16 protein-coding genes and 2 tRNA genes are annotated in these 22,371 nt (G+C 64.6%); 11 read left to right on the top strand and 7 right to left on the bottom strand.

Annotated elements, in window-relative coordinates; genetic code table 11:
* The first annotated feature begins 201 nt into the window (after positions 1-201).
* Positions 202-1,929 (top strand): 30S ribosomal protein S1, encoded by a 1,728-nt coding sequence (gene rpsA / locus METLW3_RS0100405; protein ID WP_024878055.1) that lies wholly within the window; start codon positions 202-204, stop codon positions 1,927-1,929.
* 274 nt (positions 1,930-2,203) lie between these two features.
* Here the strand turns inward: rpsA and METLW3_RS0100400 are convergent, their stop codons facing one another.
* Positions 2,204-3,922: an ATP-binding protein gene (locus METLW3_RS0100400; protein ID WP_024878054.1), complete on the bottom strand. Its 1,719-nt coding sequence runs from the start codon at positions 3,920-3,922 to the stop codon at positions 2,204-2,206.
* A complete protein-coding gene (locus METLW3_RS0100395; RefSeq protein WP_036309080.1) occupies positions 3,919-5,505 on the bottom strand; it encodes a SagB/ThcOx family dehydrogenase in 1,587 nt (528 codons plus the stop codon). The genes METLW3_RS0100400 and METLW3_RS0100395 overlap by 4 nt, the downstream gene beginning before the upstream one ends.
* Positions 5,506-5,740: 235 nt before the next feature.
* Here METLW3_RS0100395 and METLW3_RS0100390 point away from each other — a divergent pair, with 235 nt between their 5' ends.
* From METLW3_RS0100390 to METLW3_RS0100370, 4 genes are all read left to right on the top strand, one after another.
* Entirely contained in the window at positions 5,741-6,058 is a 318-nt protein-coding gene (locus METLW3_RS0100390; protein WP_024878052.1) for a hypothetical protein, read from the top strand.
* A gap of 303 nt (positions 6,059-6,361) precedes the next feature.
* Positions 6,362-7,933 carry a 2-isopropylmalate synthase gene (locus METLW3_RS0100380; RefSeq protein WP_024878051.1) on the top strand — a complete coding sequence of 524 codons (1,572 nt, stop codon included), beginning with the start codon at positions 6,362-6,364 and terminating at the stop codon, positions 7,931-7,933.
* Between the two features lie 233 nt (positions 7,934-8,166).
* A complete protein-coding gene (acnA, locus tag METLW3_RS0100375) occupies positions 8,167-10,896 on the top strand; it encodes an aconitate hydratase AcnA (RefSeq protein ID WP_024878050.1) in 2,730 nt (909 codons plus the stop codon).
* Between the two features lie 295 nt (positions 10,897-11,191).
* A complete protein-coding gene (locus tag METLW3_RS0100370) occupies positions 11,192-12,106 on the top strand; it encodes a LysR substrate-binding domain-containing protein (RefSeq protein ID WP_024878049.1) in 915 nt (304 codons plus the stop codon).
* A 19-nt stretch (positions 12,107-12,125) separates the two neighbouring features.
* On the opposite strand, the gene METLW3_RS0100365 is transcribed toward METLW3_RS0100370, so the two are convergent.
* On the bottom strand, positions 12,126-12,713 hold the full coding sequence (locus METLW3_RS0100365) for a L,D-transpeptidase (RefSeq protein ID WP_024878048.1): 588 nt from the start codon (positions 12,711-12,713) through the stop codon (positions 12,126-12,128).
* A 240-nt stretch (positions 12,714-12,953) separates the two neighbouring features.
* Between METLW3_RS0100365 and mepA the strand changes: the two genes are divergently transcribed.
* Positions 12,954-13,868: a penicillin-insensitive murein endopeptidase gene (mepA, locus tag METLW3_RS0100360; protein ID WP_024878047.1), complete on the top strand. Its 915-nt coding sequence runs from the start codon at positions 12,954-12,956 to the stop codon at positions 13,866-13,868.
* A gap of 11 nt (positions 13,869-13,879) precedes the next feature.
* Here the strand turns inward: mepA and msrA are convergent, their stop codons facing one another.
* Positions 13,880-14,461, bottom strand: coding sequence for a peptide-methionine (S)-S-oxide reductase MsrA (msrA, locus tag METLW3_RS0100355; protein WP_024878046.1), 582 nt, complete (start codon positions 14,459-14,461; stop codon positions 13,880-13,882).
* Between the two features lie 72 nt (positions 14,462-14,533).
* Positions 14,534-14,851 (bottom strand): hypothetical protein, encoded by a 318-nt coding sequence (locus tag METLW3_RS0100350; protein WP_024878045.1) that lies wholly within the window; start codon positions 14,849-14,851, stop codon positions 14,534-14,536.
* 188 nt (positions 14,852-15,039) lie between these two features.
* Here METLW3_RS0100350 and METLW3_RS0100345 point away from each other — a divergent pair.
* Positions 15,040-15,129: transfer RNA gene (locus METLW3_RS0100345), tRNA-Ser, on the top strand.
* Positions 15,130-15,266: 137 nt separating this feature from the next.
* Here METLW3_RS0100345 and bla read toward each other — a convergent pair.
* Positions 15,267-16,157, bottom strand: coding sequence for a class A beta-lactamase (gene bla, locus METLW3_RS0100340; protein WP_036308515.1), 891 nt, complete (start codon positions 16,155-16,157; stop codon positions 15,267-15,269).
* Between the two features lie 46 nt (positions 16,158-16,203).
* Between bla and METLW3_RS0100335 the strand changes: the two genes are divergently transcribed.
* Together METLW3_RS0100335 and METLW3_RS0100330 are read left to right on the top strand one after the other, a co-directional pair.
* Entirely contained in the window at positions 16,204-16,773 is a 570-nt protein-coding gene (locus tag METLW3_RS0100335) for an AAA family ATPase (protein ID WP_024878043.1), read from the top strand.
* Between the two features lie 221 nt (positions 16,774-16,994).
* Positions 16,995-18,053, top strand: a complete 1,059-nt coding sequence (locus tag METLW3_RS0100330; RefSeq protein ID WP_024878042.1) for an acyltransferase family protein — start codon at positions 16,995-16,997, stop codon at positions 18,051-18,053.
* Positions 18,054-18,160: 107 nt separating this feature from the next.
* On the opposite strand, the gene METLW3_RS0100325 is transcribed toward METLW3_RS0100330, so the two are convergent.
* Positions 18,161-18,235 (bottom strand) — tRNA-Gly (locus METLW3_RS0100325).
* Between the two features lie 220 nt (positions 18,236-18,455).
* Between METLW3_RS0100325 and METLW3_RS27270 the strand changes: the two genes are divergently transcribed.
* Positions 18,456-18,746, top strand: a complete 291-nt coding sequence (locus tag METLW3_RS27270; protein WP_024878041.1) for a succinate dehydrogenase assembly factor 2 — start codon at positions 18,456-18,458, stop codon at positions 18,744-18,746.
* 81 nt (positions 18,747-18,827) lie between these two features.
* Complete coding sequence (mfd, locus tag METLW3_RS0100315; RefSeq protein WP_024878040.1) at positions 18,828-22,349, top strand: transcription-repair coupling factor; 3,522 nt, start codon at positions 18,828-18,830, stop codon at positions 22,347-22,349.
* Positions 22,350-22,371: the final 22 nt, after the last annotated feature.

Below are 22,371 nucleotides of genomic sequence, written 5' to 3'. Positions count from 1 at the left end.
CGGGGTTTCCCTTCCAGCCTCTCCGTTTTTGAAAACACGGGCATTTTCGATCGGGCCGCGCCGGCCAGTTCTCTGAGCAGAACTCTCGTTTCCTCCAGGCCTCGCTTCGGCGGCGGGAGGGGACTTCCGATCGAGGAGGCCCGATCCGCAACGCCAACCCCATGCCGGCGCCGCGCCCGAAAGGGCATTCCAGGAGAACTCATGTCAACTGCTACTGAGCGCGCCCCGTCGCGCGAGGACTTTGCCGCCCTGCTCGAAGAAAGCTACGGAGAAAACGAAGCTTTCGAGGGTTCCGTCATCAAGGGCCGCGTGGTCGCCATCGAGAAGGACGTCGCCGTCATCGATGTGGGCCTCAAGACCGAGGGCCGCGTCGCCCTCAAGGAATTCACCGGCTTCGGCCGCGACCCGGCTCCCAAGGTGGGCGAAGAGGTCGAGGTCTATCTCGAGCGCATCGAGAACGCGCTCGGCGAGGCCGTCATCTCGCGCGACAAGGCGCGCCGCGAGGAGAGCTGGGTCAAGCTCGAGAAGGCCTTCGAAAGCAATGAGAAGGTCGAAGGCGTCATCTTCAATCAGGTCAAGGGCGGCTTCACCGTCGATCTCGACGGCGCCGTGGCCTTCCTGCCGCGTTCGCAGGTGGACATTCGTCCGATCCGCGACGTCGGCCCGCTGCTGAACGTGCCGCAGCCCTTCCATATTCTGAAGATGGACCGCCGCCGCGGCAATATCGTCGTTTCGCGCCGCACCGTGCTCGAGGAGAGCCGCGCCGAGCAGCGTCACGAGATTGTGGCCAACCTCGAAGAGGGGCAGGTCATCGAGGGCGTCGTCAAGAACATCACCGATTACGGCGCCTTCGTCGATCTCGGCGGCATCGACGGCCTGCTGCATGTCACCGACGTGGCCTGGCGCCGCGTCAATCATCCGAGCGAAGTGCTCACCATCGGCCAGACCGTGCGCGTGAAGATCATCAAGATCAATCACGAGACGCATCGTATCTCGCTGGGCATGAAGCAGCTGCTCGAGGATCCGTGGCAGGGCATCGAGGCGAAATATCCGATCGGCGCCAAATTCCACGGCCGCGTCACCAACATCACCGACTACGGCGCCTTCGTGGAGCTGGAGCCGGGGATCGAGGGCCTCGTCCACGTCTCGGAAATGTCCTGGACGAAGAAGAACGTGCATCCCGGCAAGATCGTCGCGACGAGCCAGGAAGTCGACGTTCAGGTGCTCGAGGTCGATCCGGTCAAGCGCCGCATCTCGCTCGGCCTCAAGCAGACGCTGCAGAATCCGTGGGAGGCCTTCGCCGAGAAGCACCCGCAGGGCTCCACCGTCTCCGGCGAGGTCAAGAACAAGACCGAGTTCGGCCTGTTCATCGGCCTCGATGGCGATGTGGACGGCATGGTCCATCTCTCCGATCTCGACTGGAATCGCCCCGGCGAGCAGGTCATCGAAGAGTATAAGAAGGGCGATGTCATCACCGCTCAGGTGCTCGACGTCGACATCGAGAAGGAGCGCATCTCGCTCGGCGTGAAGCAGCTCGCCAATGATCCTTTCGCCTCGGTCGCCGAAGAAGGCGCGGGTGGCGAGGTGAAGAAGGGCGCTGTCGTCACCACCGAGGTGCTCGAGGTGAAGGAAGCCGGTCTCGAGGTGAAGATCCTCGGCACCGACCTCACCACCTTCATCAAGCGCAACGAGCTGGCGCGCGACCGCGCCGACCAGCGTCCCGAGCGTTTCGCCGTCGGCGAGAAGGTGGATGTCCGCATCACCCTCTTCGATCGCAAGGCGCGCAAGGTCGCCGTGTCGATCAAGGCGCTGGAAATGGCCGAGGAGAAGGAGGCGATCGCCCAATACGGCTCCGCCGATTCGGGCGCCTCGCTGGGCGACATTCTCGGCGCGGCCCTCAAGGCCCGCGAGGAAGCGCCGAAGAAGTAAGACGACGATCGAGGGAAAGCGCTTTCCCTCGCTCTGTTCTCAGCGCCCGCTCTCTTCAGAGAGCGGGCGTTTTCTTTTTTGAAGCCGTCATGCGCCGCCTTCTGGACCTGTTCGCGCTTCGAGACGCCCCGCTTGCGCGGGGCTCAGCACGAGGGAGGCATCACGCGGCTCTTTGGTTTCGATTCCTCGCCGTCATCGCGAGCGGAGCGAAGCGATCCAGAGTCGCGGGGCGGCTCCTGGATTGCTTCGCCTTCGGCTCGCAATGACGCGCCGGTCACTCCGCGGCGGTCTTCAATTCCTCCGCGCGCACCACATCCAATCCGCGGAAGATCGCGCAGCGCTGGAATACGGCGATATCCGGCTTGACCTGCTTCTGATGGCAGAATTTCGCCGTCAGCTTGGCGAGGCCCTTGATGTCGCGGCCCGTCGCATAGGGGAAGACGGTGACGAGATCGTCGATCAGCGCATCGGCGAGCTTCAGCTCGAACTGATCCGACATCACGCGCCAGATGCGGCGCTTCGCGTCATCGTCCGGCGGGCTGTATTTGATGAGCGCGATGCAGCGGGAGACGATCGCCTCGTCGATATCATCGACGCGATTGGTCGTCAGGAACAGCAGGCCGTTGAAATATTCCAGCACACGCAGGAACACGCCGACCACGGCGTTCATGGCGATGTTGTCGTCGCGCCGCTTGATATAGACGTCGGCCTCGTCGATCAGCATCACCGCGCCCCAGCGTTGCGCGCGGGTGAGGATTTCCTTCAGCGCGGTCTCCATCGTCGCGACATTGAGGCCGAGCTGGCCGGAATGCACGCGATAGAGCGGCCGCTGAATAATCTCCGAATAGACTTCCGCAGTGAGCGTCTTGCCGACGCCGGGCGGGCCGGCGCAGAGCACTGTGGTGCCGCCCGACTTGCCGGCGACGATATCGTCCATCAGCACGTCCATCTCGGCGGTCAGAATGTCGATGAGATCGGTCTGCTCGGCGGGCAGCACCAGCTTCTGCTTCAGTGCGGGCTTATATTCATAGAGCTTCATCTCGTCGACATGCACCCACACATGGTGATGCAGATCGAGATGGAACATCAGAATGTAAGGGTGCACCGGAATGCGCTTGAAGAGATGTTCCGGAATCTGCTGCTGCATCACCGCGAGCTCGTCCTCGACGGTGAACTTATTGCTCTTCGACGCTTTGCGGATGAAATTGCCGAGCACGTCGCCGGGCGATTCCAGCGTCAGGCTGCGGGCCGAGAGAATGGCCTCGTCATTGACGAGGCGGGCGTCGCCGCCGCTGGTCGACAGCACCACGACATCCTTGCGCGACCAATCCGTGTCGCGATGCGAGGCGTTGGGGTCCTCGGCGTGAAAGCCGGTGCCGCGGCCGGTGAACTGCTGGCCATAGCGGCCGCGCCAATCGAAATAGGTCTCGGTCGCAGTGTCGAAGGCCGCGATCAGCTCGGGCGTCTCGCGGATAAAGCCTTTGACCGCGAGAATCTCGTTGATCGTGCGGCCCGCGATCTCCGCCGCCATGATGCGAATGGCGTTGGTGGTCAGCACGCCCTTGGCGTTGGATTTCAGCTCGATCATCACCTTGCCCGCCTCGTCGTTGGAGGCCGGCACATAATCGAAGCGGGTGATGACGTAAGGCAGAGGCTTGGAGGCGACGCTCGCCGTGAACAGCCAGCCGCGAATGGCGTCGGCGGTCAGATAGCGCACCATCGCCGGCAGAACCAGCTCGAGCTCGGTGGCCTCGAAGCGCTTGCCGCCGGCCTTCAGCGCGCCGCGCAGCGTCGCGAGCTGCGCAGCGCGGGCGCGCATGTCCGGGCCGGCCGCGCGATAGAGATCCTCGAGGAAGGTCAGCTCCTCGTCGGAGAGATGAGAGAACTCGACCTCGACTCTGTCGCTGAAGCGCAATTGTTCCGCGAACCCTGCACGGGCCGGGAATCGCGCCATCAGCGATTCGACATATTGGCGTTCGATTTGAATATTCATCGCCGCTCTCGCCTGTCATCGGGATAGGGGGGAAGCGTCAGAATGCGCGTGTCTTCGACAGGCCCTCCGACGGTGAAGTGGTAGACGTCCTGGAACTGCATATCGCCCGGCGTCAGGCCCAGAAGCTCATGGACCGTGTCGTCGAAGAAGCAGCCGATGCCGGTGCCGGCGATGCCCGCCGCGGTGGCCCAGAGATAGAGAGCCTGGCCGATGAGGCCGGCCTCGAAATGCAGGCGCCGATAGGCGAAGGCGCCGTCCGCCGCGAGCGCGCGGTCGAATTCGGCGATCATCGCGACGCTGAAGCAGCCCTTGCCGGAAATGGGCTGCAGACAAGCGAGCTTGGTCGCCTCTTTTTCCACAGAGCCCGCATAGAGCCGATAGAGCGGCAGACCTTCCAGCTCGACCAGCGCCCATTCGAAGTCCTTGCGCGAGGCTTCGCGCAGCCGCGCGGCGACATCGCTGTCGCGCTGCAGCGCATAGAGGCCGGGCTCCAGGCCATCGACGCGATGCACGAAGAGAATGAGCGTGATCGCCGCGCCCCAGGGGAAGGCGGAGAGCAGGGTGGATTCGCTCGGCAGCGTCGAGGCGATCAGCGCGGCGAAGGCCTCGCGCGAGATGGAGGTGGTTCCGTCCATCTTCTGCGCGCTGCGGCGCTTGCGCACGGCGGCGCCGATGGAGACGCCTTCGAAACCGGGCGCCGGCCATTGCGCGCGCGTCGGCGCCGGGGGCTTGGGCTGGCGCGGCTTGCGGCAGAATTGCCCGGCGAGATCGATGATCGGCCAGCCGTCGTGATCCTCGCTCAGCCGATTGGCCTGGCCGCGGAACTCGCGCGGCGCGTCGATGAGAGCGAAGAGATCGAGCGGCGTCGCCGGCCCCGGCTCGGTCGCGATCCACATCAGCAGATCGGGATGCTCCGGCTCGCGCTTGTGCCAGGCGTCGTCACGATCGAGGCCGACGAGCGCGGCGATCTCGCCGTCGGAAGGATCGGCCAGCGCCTGCGCGCGCCAGCCGAGCGCGGCGGCGGCCTGGGCGACGGCGCCGATCGCATGGCCGGCGTCGAGCTGGCAATAGCGAAAGGCGCGCTCGCCATATTTCCACGCCTCACGCCAGGGAATGGAGGAGAGGGCGAGCAGAAACCCGCCCTTGGGCAGCACGCGCGGCGCCGTATAGGTCGCGCGCTCCTCTAGCGCATGCAGCAGCGGCGCATAATGATAGAGTGCGGCGCCGGCGCCGAGCCCCTCCACCGCATCCAGCAGCACATAGCTTTCGGTGGGATGCAGATTGCCGGAGGAGGGGTTGTTGCGCAGCGCCCAGGTCGAGCCTTCATAGCTCTTCCAGGCGCTTATGCCGAAGGAAAGCTCGAGGAACAGGCCGAGCGCCCGAAGATCGAGCGCCGCCGGCTGCGGCGCAGGGCCGGGGAAGGAGGGCGTCTCCTCGATGATGGGCAGCGGCGTCTGCCGCACGCCCTCGAAGAGGCGGAAGGGCGAGGGCTGCGACGTCCAATCGAGAAAGCCCGGACCCATCGCATAGCGGTTCGGCGCATGCTTGGTGCGCCGATGGTAGCCGCGAATTTCCGTCGGCATGGTATCGCGATCGTCGAAGCTCATAAGCGCTCCCGCTCCCCGCCGCAGAGACGGGGAAGGTATGGATTTTGATTGTCGGCCACTCGATCGGATCCCGACACGCAGCCTAGGGGGATTCAAGGATCGTGCCTTGTTCGCTGCGCCGCAAAAAAATGATCGGCGCCAGCAAAATCAGTCTGATAGTTAAATGCAGCCGTGTCGGTTTGGGAACGGCTCGAACAAAAGGAGCCTACCGATGTCGCAAATTGTCGAAGTCGCAGCCGCCGAGCATCGGCATTTTGGCGCATTGGTGACGATTCGCGTGGGCGAGCAGCCGCTGCGGCGGCTGACCCCGAACGAGGCGGGCATTCTCTCCCGCGCGCTGGCGGCGGTCGCCAATGGCTCCAGCGCGGAAAAGACCATCTTCATGAGCCCGATCGCCAGCGATCACGAGTTCGAGGCGCAGGTCCAGGACGATGGCGTCACGGTGAAGGCCACGGACGGGCCGGAAATATTTCTGGACTGGACGCAGACCCGCATATTGGCCGAGGCGCTGGCGAAGCTGGCGGGCTGACGCGGGCTTCGTCCCGCTCGCGCGCTCATGCTTGCAACCCGAGGCGAAGGCGCGTATTTTCATCATCGGATCGGCGCAGCGCCGATGAGACCGAGGAACTGAGCTTTGGCGGCAATGGCCACCATCACGATTGACGCGGCGCGCTCCTCGGCGCTCGAGACCGCGCGTCTTCTTTCGAGCCTGCTGCTTCTTAGTCGCCCCTGAACGCCCCCAGGGCCGCCCGGCCCAGGCATTCAGGGGACTGCCGAGCTAAGACGAAACGAGAGCGCCTGCAGAGCGGGCCGAGCAGTTCAGGACGAAGCCATGACCGACAATAATCCTTCCGCCGCCCGCGACGCCGATCGCGTCGTCATTTTCGACACCACTCTGCGCGACGGCGAGCAGTCGCCCGGCGCCTCCATGAACTTCGAGGAGAAGCTCGAGGTCGCCGACATATTGGACGAGCTGGGCGTCGATATCATCGAGGCCGGTTTCCCCGTCGCCAGCCAGGGCGATTTCGAATCGGTGCTCGAGATCGCCAAGCGCGTGAAGAACGCGACCATCGCCGGACTCGCCCGCGCCGCCGCCAAGGACATCGACCGCTGCGCCGAGGCGCTGCGCCACGCCCGCAATCCGCGCATCCACACCTTCATCTCCACCTCGCCGGTCCATATGAAATACAAGCTCCAGATGGAGCCGGAAAAAGTATTGGAGATGATCGCGTCTTCCGTCTCGCGGGCGCGCAATCATGTCGCCGATGTCGAATGGTCGGCCGAGGACGGCACGCGCACGGAACATGACTTCCTGTGCCGCTGCGTGGAGACGGCGATCGACGCCGGCGCGACGACGATCAATATTCCAGACACGGTCGGCTATTCGACGCCGCAGGAATATGAGGCGCTGTTCCGCATGGTACGCGAGCGCGTGCCCAATGCCGACAAGGCGATCTTCTCGGTCCATTGCCATGACGATCTCGGCCTCGCGGTCGCCAATTCGCTGGCCGGCGTGCGCGGCGGCGCGCGGCAGATCGAATGCACCATCAACGGCATAGGCGAGCGCGCCGGCAACGCAGCGCTGGAAGAAGTGGTGATGGCGATGCGCACGCGCCCCGATGCGCTGCCCTTCCGCACCAATATCGACGCGAAACTCCTGACTCGCGCGTCAAAACTCGTCTCGGCGGTGACGTCATTCCCGGTGCAATATAATAAGGCCATCGTCGGCCGGAACGCCTTCGCGCATGAGAGCGGCATCCATCAGGATGGCATGCTCAAAAATGCGCATACGTACGAAATCATGACGCCGGAGAGCGTCGGCGTGTCCAAGACCTCGCTGGTCATGGGCAAGCATTCCGGCCGTCACGCCTTCAAGGAGAAGCTCAAAGAGCTGGGCTATGAGCTGGGCGAGAATGCGCTGGAGGACGCCTTCAAGCGCTTCAAGGATTTGGCCGACCGCAAGAAGCTCGTCTATGACGAGGATATCGTCGCGCTGGTGGACGACGAGATCGTGACCGCCAATGACCATATAAAGGTCGCGGCGCTCACCGTCATCGCCGGCACGGCCGGGCCGCAGACGGCGGCGCTGACCCTGGACATAGACGGCGAGAAGAAGACGCATCAGGCGACCGGCAATGGTCCTGTCGATGCGATCTTCAACGCCATCAAAGCGCTGGCGCCGCATGAGGCCTCGCTCGAATTGTTCCAGGTCCATGCCGTCACCGAAGGCACCGATGCCCAAGCGGAAGTCTCCGTGCGTCTGTCGGAGGACGGAAAATCGGTGACGGGCCGCGGCGCCGATCCGGATACGCTGGTCGCGTCGGCGCGCGCTTACGTGGCGGCGCTCAACAAGCTGATGGTCAAGCGCAATAAGACCAAGCCCGAGGCGATGAGAGCGGGCTGAGGCTTTCGCCTATTCATATTATTCGAGGGACGCGGCGACGCGTCCCTCGTTTCGTTTTGCCGGCTGGCCCGAAATTCTCTACAAGGTTCGCGGATGGCGCGACGTCCCGTCATTGCGAGGAGCGAAGCGACGAAGCAATCCAGAGCCGCGGCCCACGGCTCTGGATTGCTTCGCTTCGTTCGCAATGACGGCTGTCCGCGCCTGTCATCGACTCCAAGCGAAGGAAGCGCGAAATGCCGTCACTCGACAGTTTCAAAGCCCTAGAGACGCTAAAGGTCGGAGACGACACCTATCACTTTTTCTCGCTGAAGGCGGCCGAGGCCAATGGCCTCGAGGGCGTCTCGCGACTGCCCTATTCCCTGCGCGTGCTGCTCGAGAATCTGCTGCGCAACGAGGACGGTCGCTCCGTCACCAAGGAGAATATCGAAGGCTTCTCCAAATGGCTGACCGAGAAGGGCAAGGCCGAACGTGAGATCGCCTTCCGCCCGGCCCGCGTGCTGATGCAGGATTTCACCGGCGTTCCCGCCGTCGTCGATCTCGCGGCGATGCGCGACGCTTTCGTCGCGCTCGGCGGCGATCCGCAGAAGATCAATCCGCTGGTGCCGGTCGATCTCGTCATCGATCACTCCGTTATCGTCGACGAATTCGGCACTAGAAAAGCGCTCGAGGCCAATGTCGAGCTCGAATATGAGCGCAATGGCGAGCGCTATCGCTTTTTGAAATGGGGCCAATCTTCCTTCGACAATTTCCGCGTCGTGCCGCCGGGCACGGGCATTTGTCATCAGGTCAATCTCGAATATCTCGCCCAGACCGTCTGGACGAAGAAGGAGAAGAGCCGCAACGTCGACGGCAAGAAGGAGACGATCGAATACGCCTATCCCGACACGCTGGTCGGCACCGATTCGCACACCACAATGGTGAATGGTCTCGCCGTGCTCGGCTGGGGCGTCGGCGGCATCGAAGCGGAGGCGGCCATGCTGGGCCAGCCGCTTTCGATGCTCATTCCCGAGGTCGTCGGCTTCGAGCTGACGGGTGAGCCGAAAGAGGGCGTCACCGCGACCGATATCGTGCTCACCGTCACGCAAATGCTGCGCAAGAAGGGCGTCGTCGGCAAATTCGTCGAGTTCTTCGGCAAGGGGTTGCCGCATCTCTCGCTCGCCGATCGCGCGACCATCGCCAATATGGCGCCGGAATATGGCGCGACCTGCGGCTTCTTCCCCGTGGACGAGGAGACGCTGGACTATTTGAAAATGTCCGGCCGCTCCAATTCACGCATCGATCTCGTCGAGGCCTACGCCAAGGCGCAAGGGCTCTTCCGCGAGGCCGACACGCCCGATCCGGAATTCACCGACACGATCTCGCTCGATCTTTCGACCGTTGTTCCGTCCCTCGCCGGGCCGAAGCGCCCGGAGGGCCGCGTCGCGCTCGAGGATGTGGGAACCGCTTTCGCGAGCGCGCTCGCGAGTGAATATAAAAAGCCCGGCGATGTGACGCAGCGCTTCTCCGTCGAGGGCACGAATTACGATCTCGGCCATGGCGATGTGGTGATCGCGGCGATCACCTCCTGCACCAACACCTCCAATCCGAGCGTGCTGATCGGCGCCGGCCTGCTCGCCGCCGCCGCCCATGAGCGCGGCCTCAAGGTAAAGCCTTGGGTGAAGACCTCGCTCGCGCCGGGAAGCCGCGTCGTCGCCGAATATCTCGATAAGGCTGGCCTGCAGAAGGATCTCGACAAGCTCGGCTTCAATCTCGTGGGCTTCGGCTGCACCACCTGCATCGGCAATTCCGGTCCGCTGCCGGCGCCGGTCTCCAAGACGATCAACGATCATGACATCGTCGCGGCGGCGGTGCTGTCCGGCAATCGCAATTTCGAGGGCCGCGTCAATCCGGATGTGCAGGCGAACTACCTCGCTTCGCCGCCGCTCGTCGTCGCCTTCGCGCTGGCCGGCTCGGTCGCAAAGGATTTGACCAAGGAGCCGCTCGGCCATGACAAGAAGGGCGAGCCGGTCTTCCTGCGCGACATCTGGCCGAGCAACGCCGACATTCAGAAATACATCCGCAAGAATGTGACGCGCTCGCTGTTCCGCGACACTTATGCGGATGTCTTCGAGGGCGACAAGCATTGGCGCAAGGTCGACGCCCCCTCGGGCGAGACCTATAAATGGTCGGGCGGCTCCACCTATGTGCGCAATCCGCCCTATTTCGAGGGGCTGACCAAAGAGCCCAAGCCGATCCAGGACATTGTCGACGCGCGCATTCTGGCGCTGTTCGGCGATAAGATCACCACCGACCACATCTCGCCGGCGGGCTCGATCAAAGCCGCCTCGCCCGCGGGACACTGGCTCACCGAGCGCCAAGTCTCGCCGGCGGATTTCAACCAATATGGCACGCGCCGCGGCAATCACGAGGTGATGATGCGCGGCACTTTCGCCAACATCCGCATCAAGAACCATATTCTGCGCGATGAGGCGGGCAATACGCCGGAGGGGGGCGCCACCAAGCATTTCCCCGATGGCGAGACGCTCTCCATCTGCGACGCCGCGGCGAAATATGCCGAGGAGGGCGCGCCGCTGGTCGTCTTCGCCGGCGCCGAATATGGCAATGGCTCCTCGCGCGACTGGGCGGCAAAGGGGACCATGCTGCTCGGCGTCCGCGCCGTCATCGCGCAGAGCTTCGAGCGAATCCACCGCTCCAATCTCGTCGGCATGGGCATTCTGCCTTTGACCTTCGAGGCGGGGACGAGCTGGGCCTCGCTCGGCCTCACCGGGGCGGAGAAGGTGACGATCCACGGTCTCGCCGGCGACACGCTGACCCCGCGCCAGACGCTCCACGCCGAGATCGTCTATCCGGACGGCAAGCAGCTGAGCGTGCCGCTGCTGGCGCGCATCGATACGCTGGACGAGCTCGAATATTTCAAGAATGGCGGCATTCTGCCCTACGTTCTGCGCCAGCTCGCCGGCTGATATGCGGAACCTCGCCGCTCTTCCTTCTCCCACTCGTGGGAGAAGGCGCCCCTCGCGTCAGCGAGGGGCGGATGAGTGCTCGAGGGACTGCCGCGCGCTGCGGAAAAGCGCGAATGCTGCGGGGACCCTCATCCGACCCCCGCTTCGCGGGGCCACCTTCTCCCGTGAACGGGAGAAGGGAGCACGCCCGTCCTGATAGATGAGCTGAATTCATTCATCATCTTACGGCAAAGCTTTTGACAAGCCGCCCGATCGGCTCCATGAGATGAATAATTCTCATCCATAGGAGGCGGCGATGCGGGCTCTGCCCTCGCTTGTGTCCTTGCGCGCGTTCGAGGCGGCGGCGCGGCGCGAGAGCTTCAAGCTCGCCGCTGCGGAACTCGGCGTCACGCCGACGGCGATCAGCCATCAGATCCGGGGTCTCGAAACCGAGCTCGGCCTGCGTCTCTTCACGCGCAAGGCGCGCGAGGTCGCGCTGACGCCGCAAGGTCTTGCGCTCTATCTCGATTTGCGCGTCGCCTTCGATTCCATGGCCGAGGCGGTGGATCGCGCGCGCCGGCCGAGCGAGCGCAAGCAGGCGGCGACCCTCTCCGCCACCGTCGCCTTCACCTCACGGGCGCTGGCGCCGCGCGCCGAATCCTTCCGCGGCCAGAATCCGGGCTGGGATCTGCGGCTGCACGCCTCCGACCGCCCGGCCAATCTGCGCGCTGGCGAGGCGGATGCGGCGATCCGCTGCGGCGTCGGCCAATATTCCGGCCAGGTGGCGACGCCGCTGTTCACAGACCGCTACGCGCCCGTGTGCAGCCCGCGGCTAGACATACGCCGCCCCAAGCATCTGGCCGGGGCGACGCTCATTCACCGCGAATGGGGGCCGCACGCCAATGGCCCGCGTCTGCCGAGCTGGCGCCGCTGGGCCGACGAGCGCGGCTCCAAGAGCTTCGACCCGGAGGTCGGAACCGTCGTCGCGGACGAGGAGAGCGCCATACGCGCCGCCGTCGCCGGTCAGGGCGTGGCGCTGGCCAGCCTGTCGTTGGTCGCCTCCGAGCTCGCCTCCGGCGCGCTGGTGCAGCCCTTCGGCCCGGTGCTCGACGGCTTGCAATATGACTTCGTCCATCCCCTCGGCGCCGAAGACCGGCCGGCGGTCGCCGCGCTGAAGGATTGGGTCGTCGCCGAATTCGCCGCCGAGCCGTCCGGTCTACCGCGCGGCTGAAAACAGCCGCGAAGCGCGGTCAGTTGCCGAAGGGGCTCGTCATCGGCGCCGACTGCCAGCTCTTCACGCTGGTGACGGAGCGATAGCGCTGTCCCGGTCCATAGGCGAGCGCGTGAGAGCGATGCGGCCGATGATGCAGACCCGCGACATGGGTCCGATGCGGCTTATGGGCGGCGTAGCGCGTCGCCGGCGAGGAGCCGGTGATGGAGATCTGCGCGCCCTCCTCCTGCACCAGCTTGTAGAGCGTCGCGGCGTTGGCCGGCGAGACGCGCACGCAGCCATGCGAGGCGGGACGGCCCAGCGCGCCCGTCGCATTGGTGCCGTGGATCGCGTAGCCGCCGCTGAAGAAGATGGAATGCGGCATGGGCGACATGTGATATTTGCGCGAATAATGCATTTTCTGCAGGCCGGTGGGCGCATAGGTGCCGCGCGGCGTCACATAGCCCGCGCGGGCGGTCGAGACCGGCCAGCTATACGAGCCCTTGGAGGACTCGACCTGCATTCTCTGGGTGGAAAGATCGATATGGATTTGCACGGTCGCCTGCGCCGCGCCGATCGATGCGAACATCGCAACGAGAACGAGCCCGAGGGCTTTGAAACAACGCATCACAACACTCCCCGACGAACACGAGACACACGCCGCACAGTTAGGGCGGCATAAAAAGGCGCCGCCTACGTAGGGGCAATCTATATCCGAGGGTAAGGTTGACGCGAAAGCCAAAAAACGAGGCGAATCGATTCGCCTTCTCTTTCCGATGCTGCGCGGACTGGCAAAAAGACCGAAAAGCGCCCAGAATCTGACTGATTCACGCTTCCGCTCCCTCACTTCGCCACGAAAGCCGCAGAAATGATCCAATCGAGATCGGCCGCACTCGTTCTCTGGCTCGCCGCGATCGCCCCGGCCGTCGCGCAGGACAGGGGCACGTTGGACCCTAAGCCCTTGCCGCCGCTCGCCCATCCAGACGATCCGTCGACGCCCGCCAAGGAGCTCTTCGGCCGCGCTGCCAGTCCCGCCCCGCTCGATCCCGATCCGATCGGCTTTTATTCGCATGGCTGCCTCGCCGGCGCCGAGGCGCTACCCGTGAACGGCCCGAATTGGCAGATCATGCGCCTGTCGCGCAATCGCTTCTGGGGCCATCCGGCGCTCATCGGCTTTCTGCAGCGCCTCGCGCCGGCGGCGTCGCAGGCCTCCGGCTGGCCGGGCCTGCTGGTCGGCGATATCTCGCAGCCGCGCGGCGGGCCTATGCTGACCGGCCACGCCTCGCATCAGATCGGCCTCGACGCCGATATTTGGCTCACCCCCATGCCGCAGCGCGAATTGTCCCGCGCCGAGCGGGAGGAGATGTCCGCCACCGATATGGTGCGCGAGGATCGGCTCGATATCGATCCGAGCGTGTGGACCGAGGGCCATCTCGCCGTTCTGCGCACGGCGGCGCGCGCGCCGGAGGTGCAGCGCATCTTCGTCAACGCGGCCATCAAAAGGGCGCTGTGCCGGCAGGCGACGGGCGACCGCTCCTGGCTCGCCAAGGTGCGCCCCATGTTCGGGCACAATTACCACTTCCACATCCGGCTCTATTGCCCGAAGGATGCGGAGAGCTGCAAGGATCAGGACCCCGTGCCGGCGGGCGACGGCTGCGATTCATCCCTGGCCTGGTGGTTCACCGACGAGGCGCTGCACCCCAAGAAATCGACCAAGACCTGGCCGCCCATGACGATGGCCAAGCTGCCCGGCGAATGCCGCGAGGTGTTGAAGGCGCGATAGATGAATCGAATTCAGCTCGGATCGACGCTGAGCCCTACGGGGCAGGCGACGCCCGTCCCGCCCAGGCCGCAATAGCCGTCGGGGTTCTTGGCCAGATATTGCTGGTGATACTCCTCGGCGTAATAGAAGCGCGGGGCCGGCGCGATCTGCGTCGTGATCGGCCCGAAGCCTCGGCCCGCCAGCGCCTCGCCATAGGCGCGCTTGGACGCCTCGGCGATCCGCAGCTGCTCGTCGGAATAGCAGAAGATCGCCGAGCGATATTGCGTGCCTATGTCATTGCCCTGCCGATTGCCATGCGTCGGGTCGTGGCTCTCCCAAAAGACGCGCAGCAGCTCCTCATAGGAGATTTTCGCCGGGTCGAAGACGACGAGCACCACTTCCGCATGGAAGGTGCGGCCCGTGCATACCTCCTTATAAGTGGGGTTTTCCGTGGTCCCGCCGGCATAGCCGACGGCCGTCGTATAGACGCTCTCGCCCAGCTTCCAGAAGCGGCGCTCCGCGCCCCAGAAGCAGCCGAGCCCGAAGACGGCCTGTTCCAGCCCCGGCGGAAAGGGGGCTTCGATAGGATGATGATTGACGAAGTGATCGGTCATTTTTGTCGACCTTTCGCTCGATATGCGCCGAGCCCCCGATATGGCCCCGCGGCGCCGGCGCCGAAAGGCCGGTCAGCGTAAGGGATAGTCGATCGGCCGGCGGCGCTTGCGGCTCAATGCAATGAGCAGGCCGCCGAGGCCGGTGAGCGTGAGGCTCAAAGGCGCGAGCAGCAGAGCGAAGACGATGGAGCCCCAGATTTGCGGGGCCTTCTGCTCCAGCGCGATGCGAAAGGCCTTCATCTGCGCCGGAAAAAGATCGGCCGCGCCTTCGCTGAGCGGGGTGACATGCAGCCCGTCCCCGGCCAGCGAGCGCGTGCCGTCGACGATGAGGGCCGCAAATCCCCCGGCCAAAAGGAGGAGACCGAGAAAACGGACAATCAATCTCAGCATGGCGGTTTCGAGCCCCAAGGGGAGGCTGATGAATAGAATGCGCCGGGCCGTCTGTCCACGCCGGGCCGCCACGAGGCGAGAGAATGTCGCTTCGGCGTGGATTTCCCTACGGAAAGATTTGCACTCTGGCGGCTTGTGAATATAGTGCGCGCCGATCCGGGGCCGAATCTGAGCCGGCCAGGGTCGATGGAGGGGTGGCCGAGTGGTTGAAGGCGCACGCCTGGAAAGTGTGTATACGGGAAACCGTATCGCGGGTTCGAATCCCGCCCCCTCCGCCAGTTCGGCCGATTTTCCTCTTCGGTCCGATATTCTTGCCGCAAGACCGCAAGCGGCGTGGCGAACCGCCGTTTCCATTCCATCGCCTGACGTTGTTGCAGCCTAAAACGGCCGATCGCCGTCCGGCGGTAGGGTTACGCTACGCTCGTTCAGCCATTATTCTGGCGACACTCGCCAAAACGCCTTCCTGCGCCGCAGTGGAGCCTGGCGCGTTTCCGAGATAGGCGGCGACCACGATCGGCTCACGACCGGGCGGCCAGATCACACCAATATCGTTGGTGGAAATTCCCTCCCAAGTGCCGGGCTTGTTCGCAATGCGCCATCCGGCAGGCAGTCCGACGCGCAAGCGTCGCGTGGCCGCGTCCTTGGCCTCGACCATCCAACTCGTCAACCTTGCACGCGACGCTTGGGAAAGGGCATCGCCCAATAGCAGCCGGCGCAATGTCCCGACCATGGCGCGGGGCGTCGTCGTATCGTGCGTTTCGCCCGGCTTTACGACATTGAGCGCCAATTCGAAGAGATCGGACCGCGTGACATGATCGCCGAGGGATCGCAAATAGGCGGTAAGAGCGGTCGGACCGCCAAAACTGTTCAGCAACAGATTGGCGGCGGTGCTGTCGCTGACGGTGATAGCCGCCTCGCAAAGCGCCTCGATCGACATGCCTTCAGGGCCGACATGAGGGTGGGTCGCCTTGTAAGGGGTCACCAGGTCACGCTCGGTGAAGACGATGCGCCGGTCGAGCCTTTCCTTTCCGAGGTCGACACGGGCCAGGACATGGGCGACGGCCAGCGCCTTCATTGTGCTGCACATGGCAAAGCGCTCGTCGATTCGGTTACCTATGATCCGACCGGTCGCACAATCCAGCATGGCCACCCCCAGCCGCCCAGCGCTGCGCGCTTCGAGCTCCTCGAGCTCGGCTTCGATGCCTCGAGGGCTGCTCAGGGCATTGGAAGAGGTCGACAGCGGCGCTGCGACAGCCATTGTCATCGAGGCGATCGCGGTACGACGGGTCAGGATTCGAGAAGACATGGAGTTTCCATACTATGTGCCCATTCCGGTGAAAGGATGATACCTCTTGAAAAATCGACTTGTCGTGATTTCTGGCTGTTCGGGTGGAGGGAAGTCGACCCTCCTGGCCGAGCTGAAGGCTCGCGGCCATATTGTCGTGGAAGAACCTGGTCGCCGCATCATCGCCGAGGAAACGGCCAGCGGTGGCAGCGCATTGCCGTGGGGCGATCTCGCGATGTTTCTGCGTCGCGCAATCGGCATGGCGCTGGCGGACCACGTGGCGGCGGTGGAGCAAAAGGGCTGGGTGTTCTTCGATCGCGGCCTTGTCGACGCGGCGTCGGCATTGGAAGCTTTGATCGGCGAACCGGTCCTGCGTCCGTTGTGTATAACGCATCGCTATCATCGCCGCATGTTCATGGCGCCGCCTTGGCCCGACATCTATGTGACCGATACGGATCGCAAGCACGGGTTCGATGCGGCGGTGGTCGAGTATCGCCGCCTCATGGAGACCTATCCGGCGCTGGAGTATGAGGTGTTGCACCTGCCGAAGAGCACTACGGCGGCGCGTGCCGATTTCGTGCTGGCCTCCCTGGATGGCATGAACGCGGCGGACGGACGAAGCCAAGTGGCATCATAGGACTATAAGTGCAGTTGCAGTTCTTATCTTCGTCGGACGCAACCCAAGCTCTCGCCGCCACTGAATCGCCCTTCGCCGAATGAGCGCGACGCTCGCCTCTTCGCGGGTGAGCTGCGCCTTATGCGGAGACTTCCGTAACTTTCCTCGGCTATTCAGCGAACTCGCTCCGCGAAGCGCGCGCATTTCTGCTGCGCCTGCCAGACGCGTGGAGGTGGGCGCCGATGAGAGAAGCTCGGATCGCATGGATCGATAATGCGAAAGGGATAAGCGTCATCCTCGTCGTCATGATGCACTCCGCGCTCGGCGTCGGGGAGGCCATGGGGGGCGAGGGGCTGCTGCATTGGCTGGTGGCTTTCGCCAAGCCGTTTCGCATTCCCGGCTTCTTCTTCATCGCCGGGCTCTTTCTGTCGCGCGCCATCGATCAGGACTGGCGGAGCTATCTCGACAAAAAGGTCGCGCATTTCGCCTATTTCTATTGCCTGTGGCTGTTCATCCAATGGCTGTTCAAGAGCGCGCTGCGGCCCGGCGCCGATCCGCTGACCGCGCTCGGGCAATTGGCGCTCGCCCTGGTCGAGCCGTTCGGAACCTTGTGGTTCATCTATCTGCTGCCGATCTTTTTCGTCGCCACCAAGCTGCTGCGCCTCGTTCCGACGCCGATCATGCTGCTGGCGGCCGCTCTGCTGGAGATGGCGCCGATCGAGACCGGCTGGGCGGTTCCCGACGAATTCGCCGCCCGCTATGTCTACTTCCTGTCCGGCTATCTGTTCGCGCCGCAGGTCTTCGCTCTGGCCGAATCGGCGCGGCGGCATCCGCGCGAGGCGCTCTGCTGGCTGCTCGGCTGGGCTATGGCCGACACGGCTCTGGCTTTCTCGCCCTCGCCCTCGCCCTCGGCGGATTATCCGAATCTCGCCTCGCTGCCGCTGGTCAGCCTCGTCACGGGCTTCGCCGGCGCTGCGGCGGTCATCGCCGGGGCCGCTCTGCTCGCCGATCTTCCGTCGATGGAATGGCTCCGCTACTGCGGCGCCAATTCGCTGGCCATCTATCTCGGATTCTTTCTGCCGATGGCGGCCGCCCGCAAGCTGATCGTCGATCATGATCTCGTGGATAGCGTGGGCTTGGCCTCGCTCATCGTCACTATGGCCGGCGTCACCTTCCCGCTGCTGCTGCATCGCGTGACCGAGCGGGGGCGATTCCGCTTTTTGTTCGAGAGGCCGCGGTCCTTCCGGCTCGAGCCCGCCGAATCGGGCGCCGCGCGGTCGGCGCGGCAAAACGCTGCGTAGAGCGTCGGGGATTTTTGTCCTGTGGGTGAGGAGGGCCGCGGGCCTAGGCCGCGGACAACGGGACGGCGCCCGTAAGCAAGTCGCCTATCATCTGAAGCGATGATCTTTGGAGCGGGCGAAGGGATTCGAACCCTCGACCCCAACCTTGGCAAGGTTGTGCTCTACCCCTGAGCTACACCCGCATCCGTGTCGCGGCGACGCGACGGGGGTCCTTATGCCGTAATCGAAGCGTGATTGCAACTGTCTCGGCGACAGTCTCGAACGGCTTCGCACAGGCTGTGGATGATCTATCTTTTCGCCGCCGGCTGCGCTAATCCCTGCGGTCTCGCGCCGGCGCCCGAAATGGCGGCCCGGCGCGCGAATTCTTGTACTCGGCCCCTGTCCGCCCGCGGATTTCCGCCCTTGAGCCACTCGACGCCAGACGATTCCGACATCCGCCGCAAGCGCATAAAAATTCGCGCCTGGCGCCGCGGCATGCGCGAGATGGACATATTGATGGGCCGTTTCGTCGACGCCACGGTCGATTCTCTGCCCGAGGCCGAGCTCGACGATCTCGAAGCGCTGCTGGACGCCGAGGATGATGTGGTTTTCCGCTGGCTGTCGCGCGCCGAGCCGGTTCCCCCGCGCTACGACACGCCCCTCTTCCGCCGGATCGCAGCTTTCCACACGCATGAGAAGCCGATCGATCTTTAGAGCATGTTCCCGAAAGGCGCGAAGCGGTTTTCGGAAGAGAATATGCGAGTTCAAACAGCTCCAAACGGCCCCGACGTTCCGATGACCGATCTCAAATCCGCCGTCGCCCGCCTGGAAAAGGGCGACAAGCTCCGCTTCGTGAATGTCCCGGACGGTTTCGACGCTTTCGTCGCCGCCGATCTCACCCGCGCGCTGGCCCGCGTCGCGGAGGGGCGGCCGGCCGTCTTCGTCCATGTGGCGCGCGATGCGCAACGCTCGGCGGCTTTTCGCGAGGCGTTGCGATTCGCCGCGCCCGAGGTGGAGGCGCTGGATTTTCCCGGCTGGGATTGCCAGCCCTATGATCGCGTCTCGCCCAACGCCGCCATTTCCGCCCGCCGCATGACGGCGCTGGCGCGTCTCGCCCGCTCCAAATCCTCGGCCGAGCGGCCGCGAGTCGTCATGACCACGGTGGACTGCCTGCTGCAGCGCGTGCCGCCGCTGGAGAATGTCGCCGCCGATACTTTTTCCGCCGCGCCCGGCAATGTCGTGCATCTCGACGAGCTGGCGCTGTGGCTGGAGACCAATGGCTTTCTGCGCTCCTCCACCGTGCGTGAGACCGGCGAATACGCCCAGCGCGGCGGCATCGTCGATCTCTATGCGCCGGGAATGCCGGGGCCGATCCGCCTCGATTTCTTCGGCGACACGCTCGAATCGATTCGCAGCTTCGATCCCGAGAGCCAGCGCACCATCGGGCAGCTGCGCTCGCTCGATCTCGTGCCGATGAGCGAGCTGCGGCTCACCAGCGACACGATGCGGCGCTTTCGCCAGGCCTACACCACGCGCTTCGGCGGACAGACGCGCGGCGACGCGCTCTATGAGGCGATCAGCGAGGGCCGCCGCCATCAGGGCGCGGAACATTGGCTGCCGCTCTTTTATGCGCGCATGGGCAGTGTTTTCGATTATGTGGGCGAGGCGCCGCTGCTGCTCGATCCGCTGGTCGAGGAAGCCGCCGGCGAGCGGCTGACGCAGATCGCCGATTATTACGACGCGCGCAAATTCGCCTATGACGCGGCGCCGGCCGACTCCAACTACAAGCCGCTGCCGCCGGATCAGCTCTATCTCACCATAGAGGAATGGCGCGGCAAGCTCGAGGGCCGCAGCCTCGCGACCTTTTCGCCCTTCGCCGCGCCCGACGGCGCCGGCAAGGAGACGATCGATTGCGCCGCCCGCGCCGGCCGCGATTTCGCGCCCGAGCGCAATAATGAGGACACCAATGTCTTCGAGGTCGCCGTCGAGCATGTGAAGGCGCTGCGCGGCGCCGGCAGAACCGTCGTCGTCGCCGGCTGGTCGGACGGCTCCTGCGAGCGTCTCGGCAGCGTGCTCGCCGAGCATGGGCTGCGCGATCTCAAAACCGTCGCCTCTCTGCCGGCGGCCTTGGCGCTCGGCAAGGGCGCGGCGGCGCTCGCCGTGCTCGGCGTGGAGCATGGTTTCGAGACGGAAGGCCTCGCCATTCTCGGCGAGCAGGACATTCTCGGCGACCGCCTCGTGCGCCGCCGGCGCAAGACCAAGCATACGGAAAATCTGCTCGGCGAAGTCGCCGCGCTCTCGGCCGGCGATCTCGTCGTGCATGTCGATCACGGCATCGGCCGCTTCATCGGCCTGGAGACGATCACCGCCGCCGGCGCGCCGCACGACTGCCTCGAGATTCACTATGCGGGCGGCGACAAGCTGTATCTGCCGGTCGAGAATATCGAGCTGCTGACGCGCTACGGCTCCGAGGATACGGAGGCGGTTCTCGACAAGCTCGGCGGCGTCGGCTGGCAGACGCGCAAGGCGCGGCTGAAGAACCGCATTCGCGAGATGGCCAAGGGCCTCATCGCGATCGCTGCGCAGCGCAGCCTGCGGCAGGCGACCAAGCTCGTCCCGCCGGAAGGGCTCTACGACGAATTTTGCGCGCGCTTCCCTTACGACGAGACGGAGGATCAGGCCGCGGCGATCGAGGCGGTGCTGGACGATCTCGGCTCGGGACGGCCGATGGATCGGCTCGTCTGCGGCGATGTCGGCTTCGGCAAGACGGAAGTGGCGTTGCGCGCCGCCTTTTGCGCGGCGATCAATGGCCGCCAAGTGGCTGTCGTCGTGCCGACGACATTGCTCGCGCGCCAGCATTACAAGACTTTCTCGGCGCGCTTCTCCGGCCTGCCGATTCGCGTCGCGCAATTGTCGCGCATGACGCACGCCTCCGACATGCGCCTCGCCAAGGCCGGCATTGCGGATGGAACCGTCGACATCGCCGTCGGCACCCATGCCGTGCTCGGCAAGGCGATCTCCTTCAAGGATCTCGGCCTCGTCATCATCGATGAGGAGCAGCATTTCGGCGTCGGCCATAAGGAGCGGCTGAAAGAGCTGCGCGCCGAGGTGCATGTGCTGACGCTCTCCGCGACGCCCATTCCGCGCACATTGCAGCTCGCCATGACGGGCGTGCGCGAATTGTCGCTCATCGCCACGGCGCCGGTCGATCGCCTCGCCGTGCGCAGCTTCGTTTCTCCGTTTGATCCGCTCATCGTGCGCGAGGCGCTGCTGCGCGAGCGCTATCGCGGCGGCCAGGCCTTCTTCGTCTGTCCGCGCATCGAGGACCTCGAAGACGCCGCCGCCTTTTTGCGCGAGGCTGTGCCGGAGGCGAAATTCGTCATGGCGCATGGGCAAATGGCGGCCGGCGATCTCGAAGAGCGCATGACGGCTTTCTATGAGGGGAAATTCGACATTCTCCTCTCGACGACCATCGTCGAATCGGGCCTCGACATTCCGACGGCCAACACGCTCATCGTCTGGCGCGCCGATATGTTCGGCCTCGCGCAGCTCTATCAGCTACGCGGGCGCGTCGGCCGCGCCAAGACGCGCGCCTATGCGCTGTTCACCACGCCCGCCAATAAGACGATCACGCCGCAGGCGCAAAAGCGTCTCGAAGTGCTGCAGAGCCTCGACACGCTGGGCGCCGGCTTCCAGCTCGCGAGCCATGATCTCGACATTCGCGGCGCCGGCAATCTCTTGGGCGAGGAGCAGTCCGGTCATATCAAGGAGGTCGGCTACGAGCTCTACCAGCAGATGCTGGGTGATGCGATCACGCTGCTGAAGGCCGGCATAGAGGAGCCGGAGGAGGAGGCCTGGTCGCCGACCATCGCCATCGGCGCACCGGTGACGATACCGGAAGATTATGTGCAGGACCTCACTCTGCGCCTGCAGCTCTATCGCCGTCTGTCGACGCTGGAGACAGATCAGGACATCGAATCCTTCGCAGCGGAACTGATCGACCGTTTCGGCCCGACGCCGCCGGAGGTGGAGCTGCTCTTGAAGATCGTCGCCATCAAAGCGCTCTGCCGCCGCGCGCATGTGGAGAAGCTGGAGGCGGGGCCGAAGGGCGTCATCGTCGCCTTCCGCGACGGCAATTTCGCCGATCCGGCCGGGCTCGCGCGCTTCGTCATGGAGCCGGGCACGCAGGCAAAGGTGCGCCCGGATATGAAGATCGTCTTCATCCGCGATTTCGCCGATATGAAGAGCCGTCTCGAGGGCGCGCGCCGCATATTGCGCACGCTGGTGTCGATCGCGGAGAAGAAGAAGGCGGCGTGATCTCGTCGCGCTCATGCGCGAC

The sequence above is a fragment of the Methylosinus sp. LW3 genome (assembly GCF_000527115.1).
Lineage (GTDB): Bacteria > Pseudomonadota > Alphaproteobacteria > Rhizobiales > Beijerinckiaceae > Methylosinus.
The sequence above is the reverse complement of the archived record's forward strand: the minus strand, read 5'-3'. Positions and strand labels throughout refer to the sequence as shown.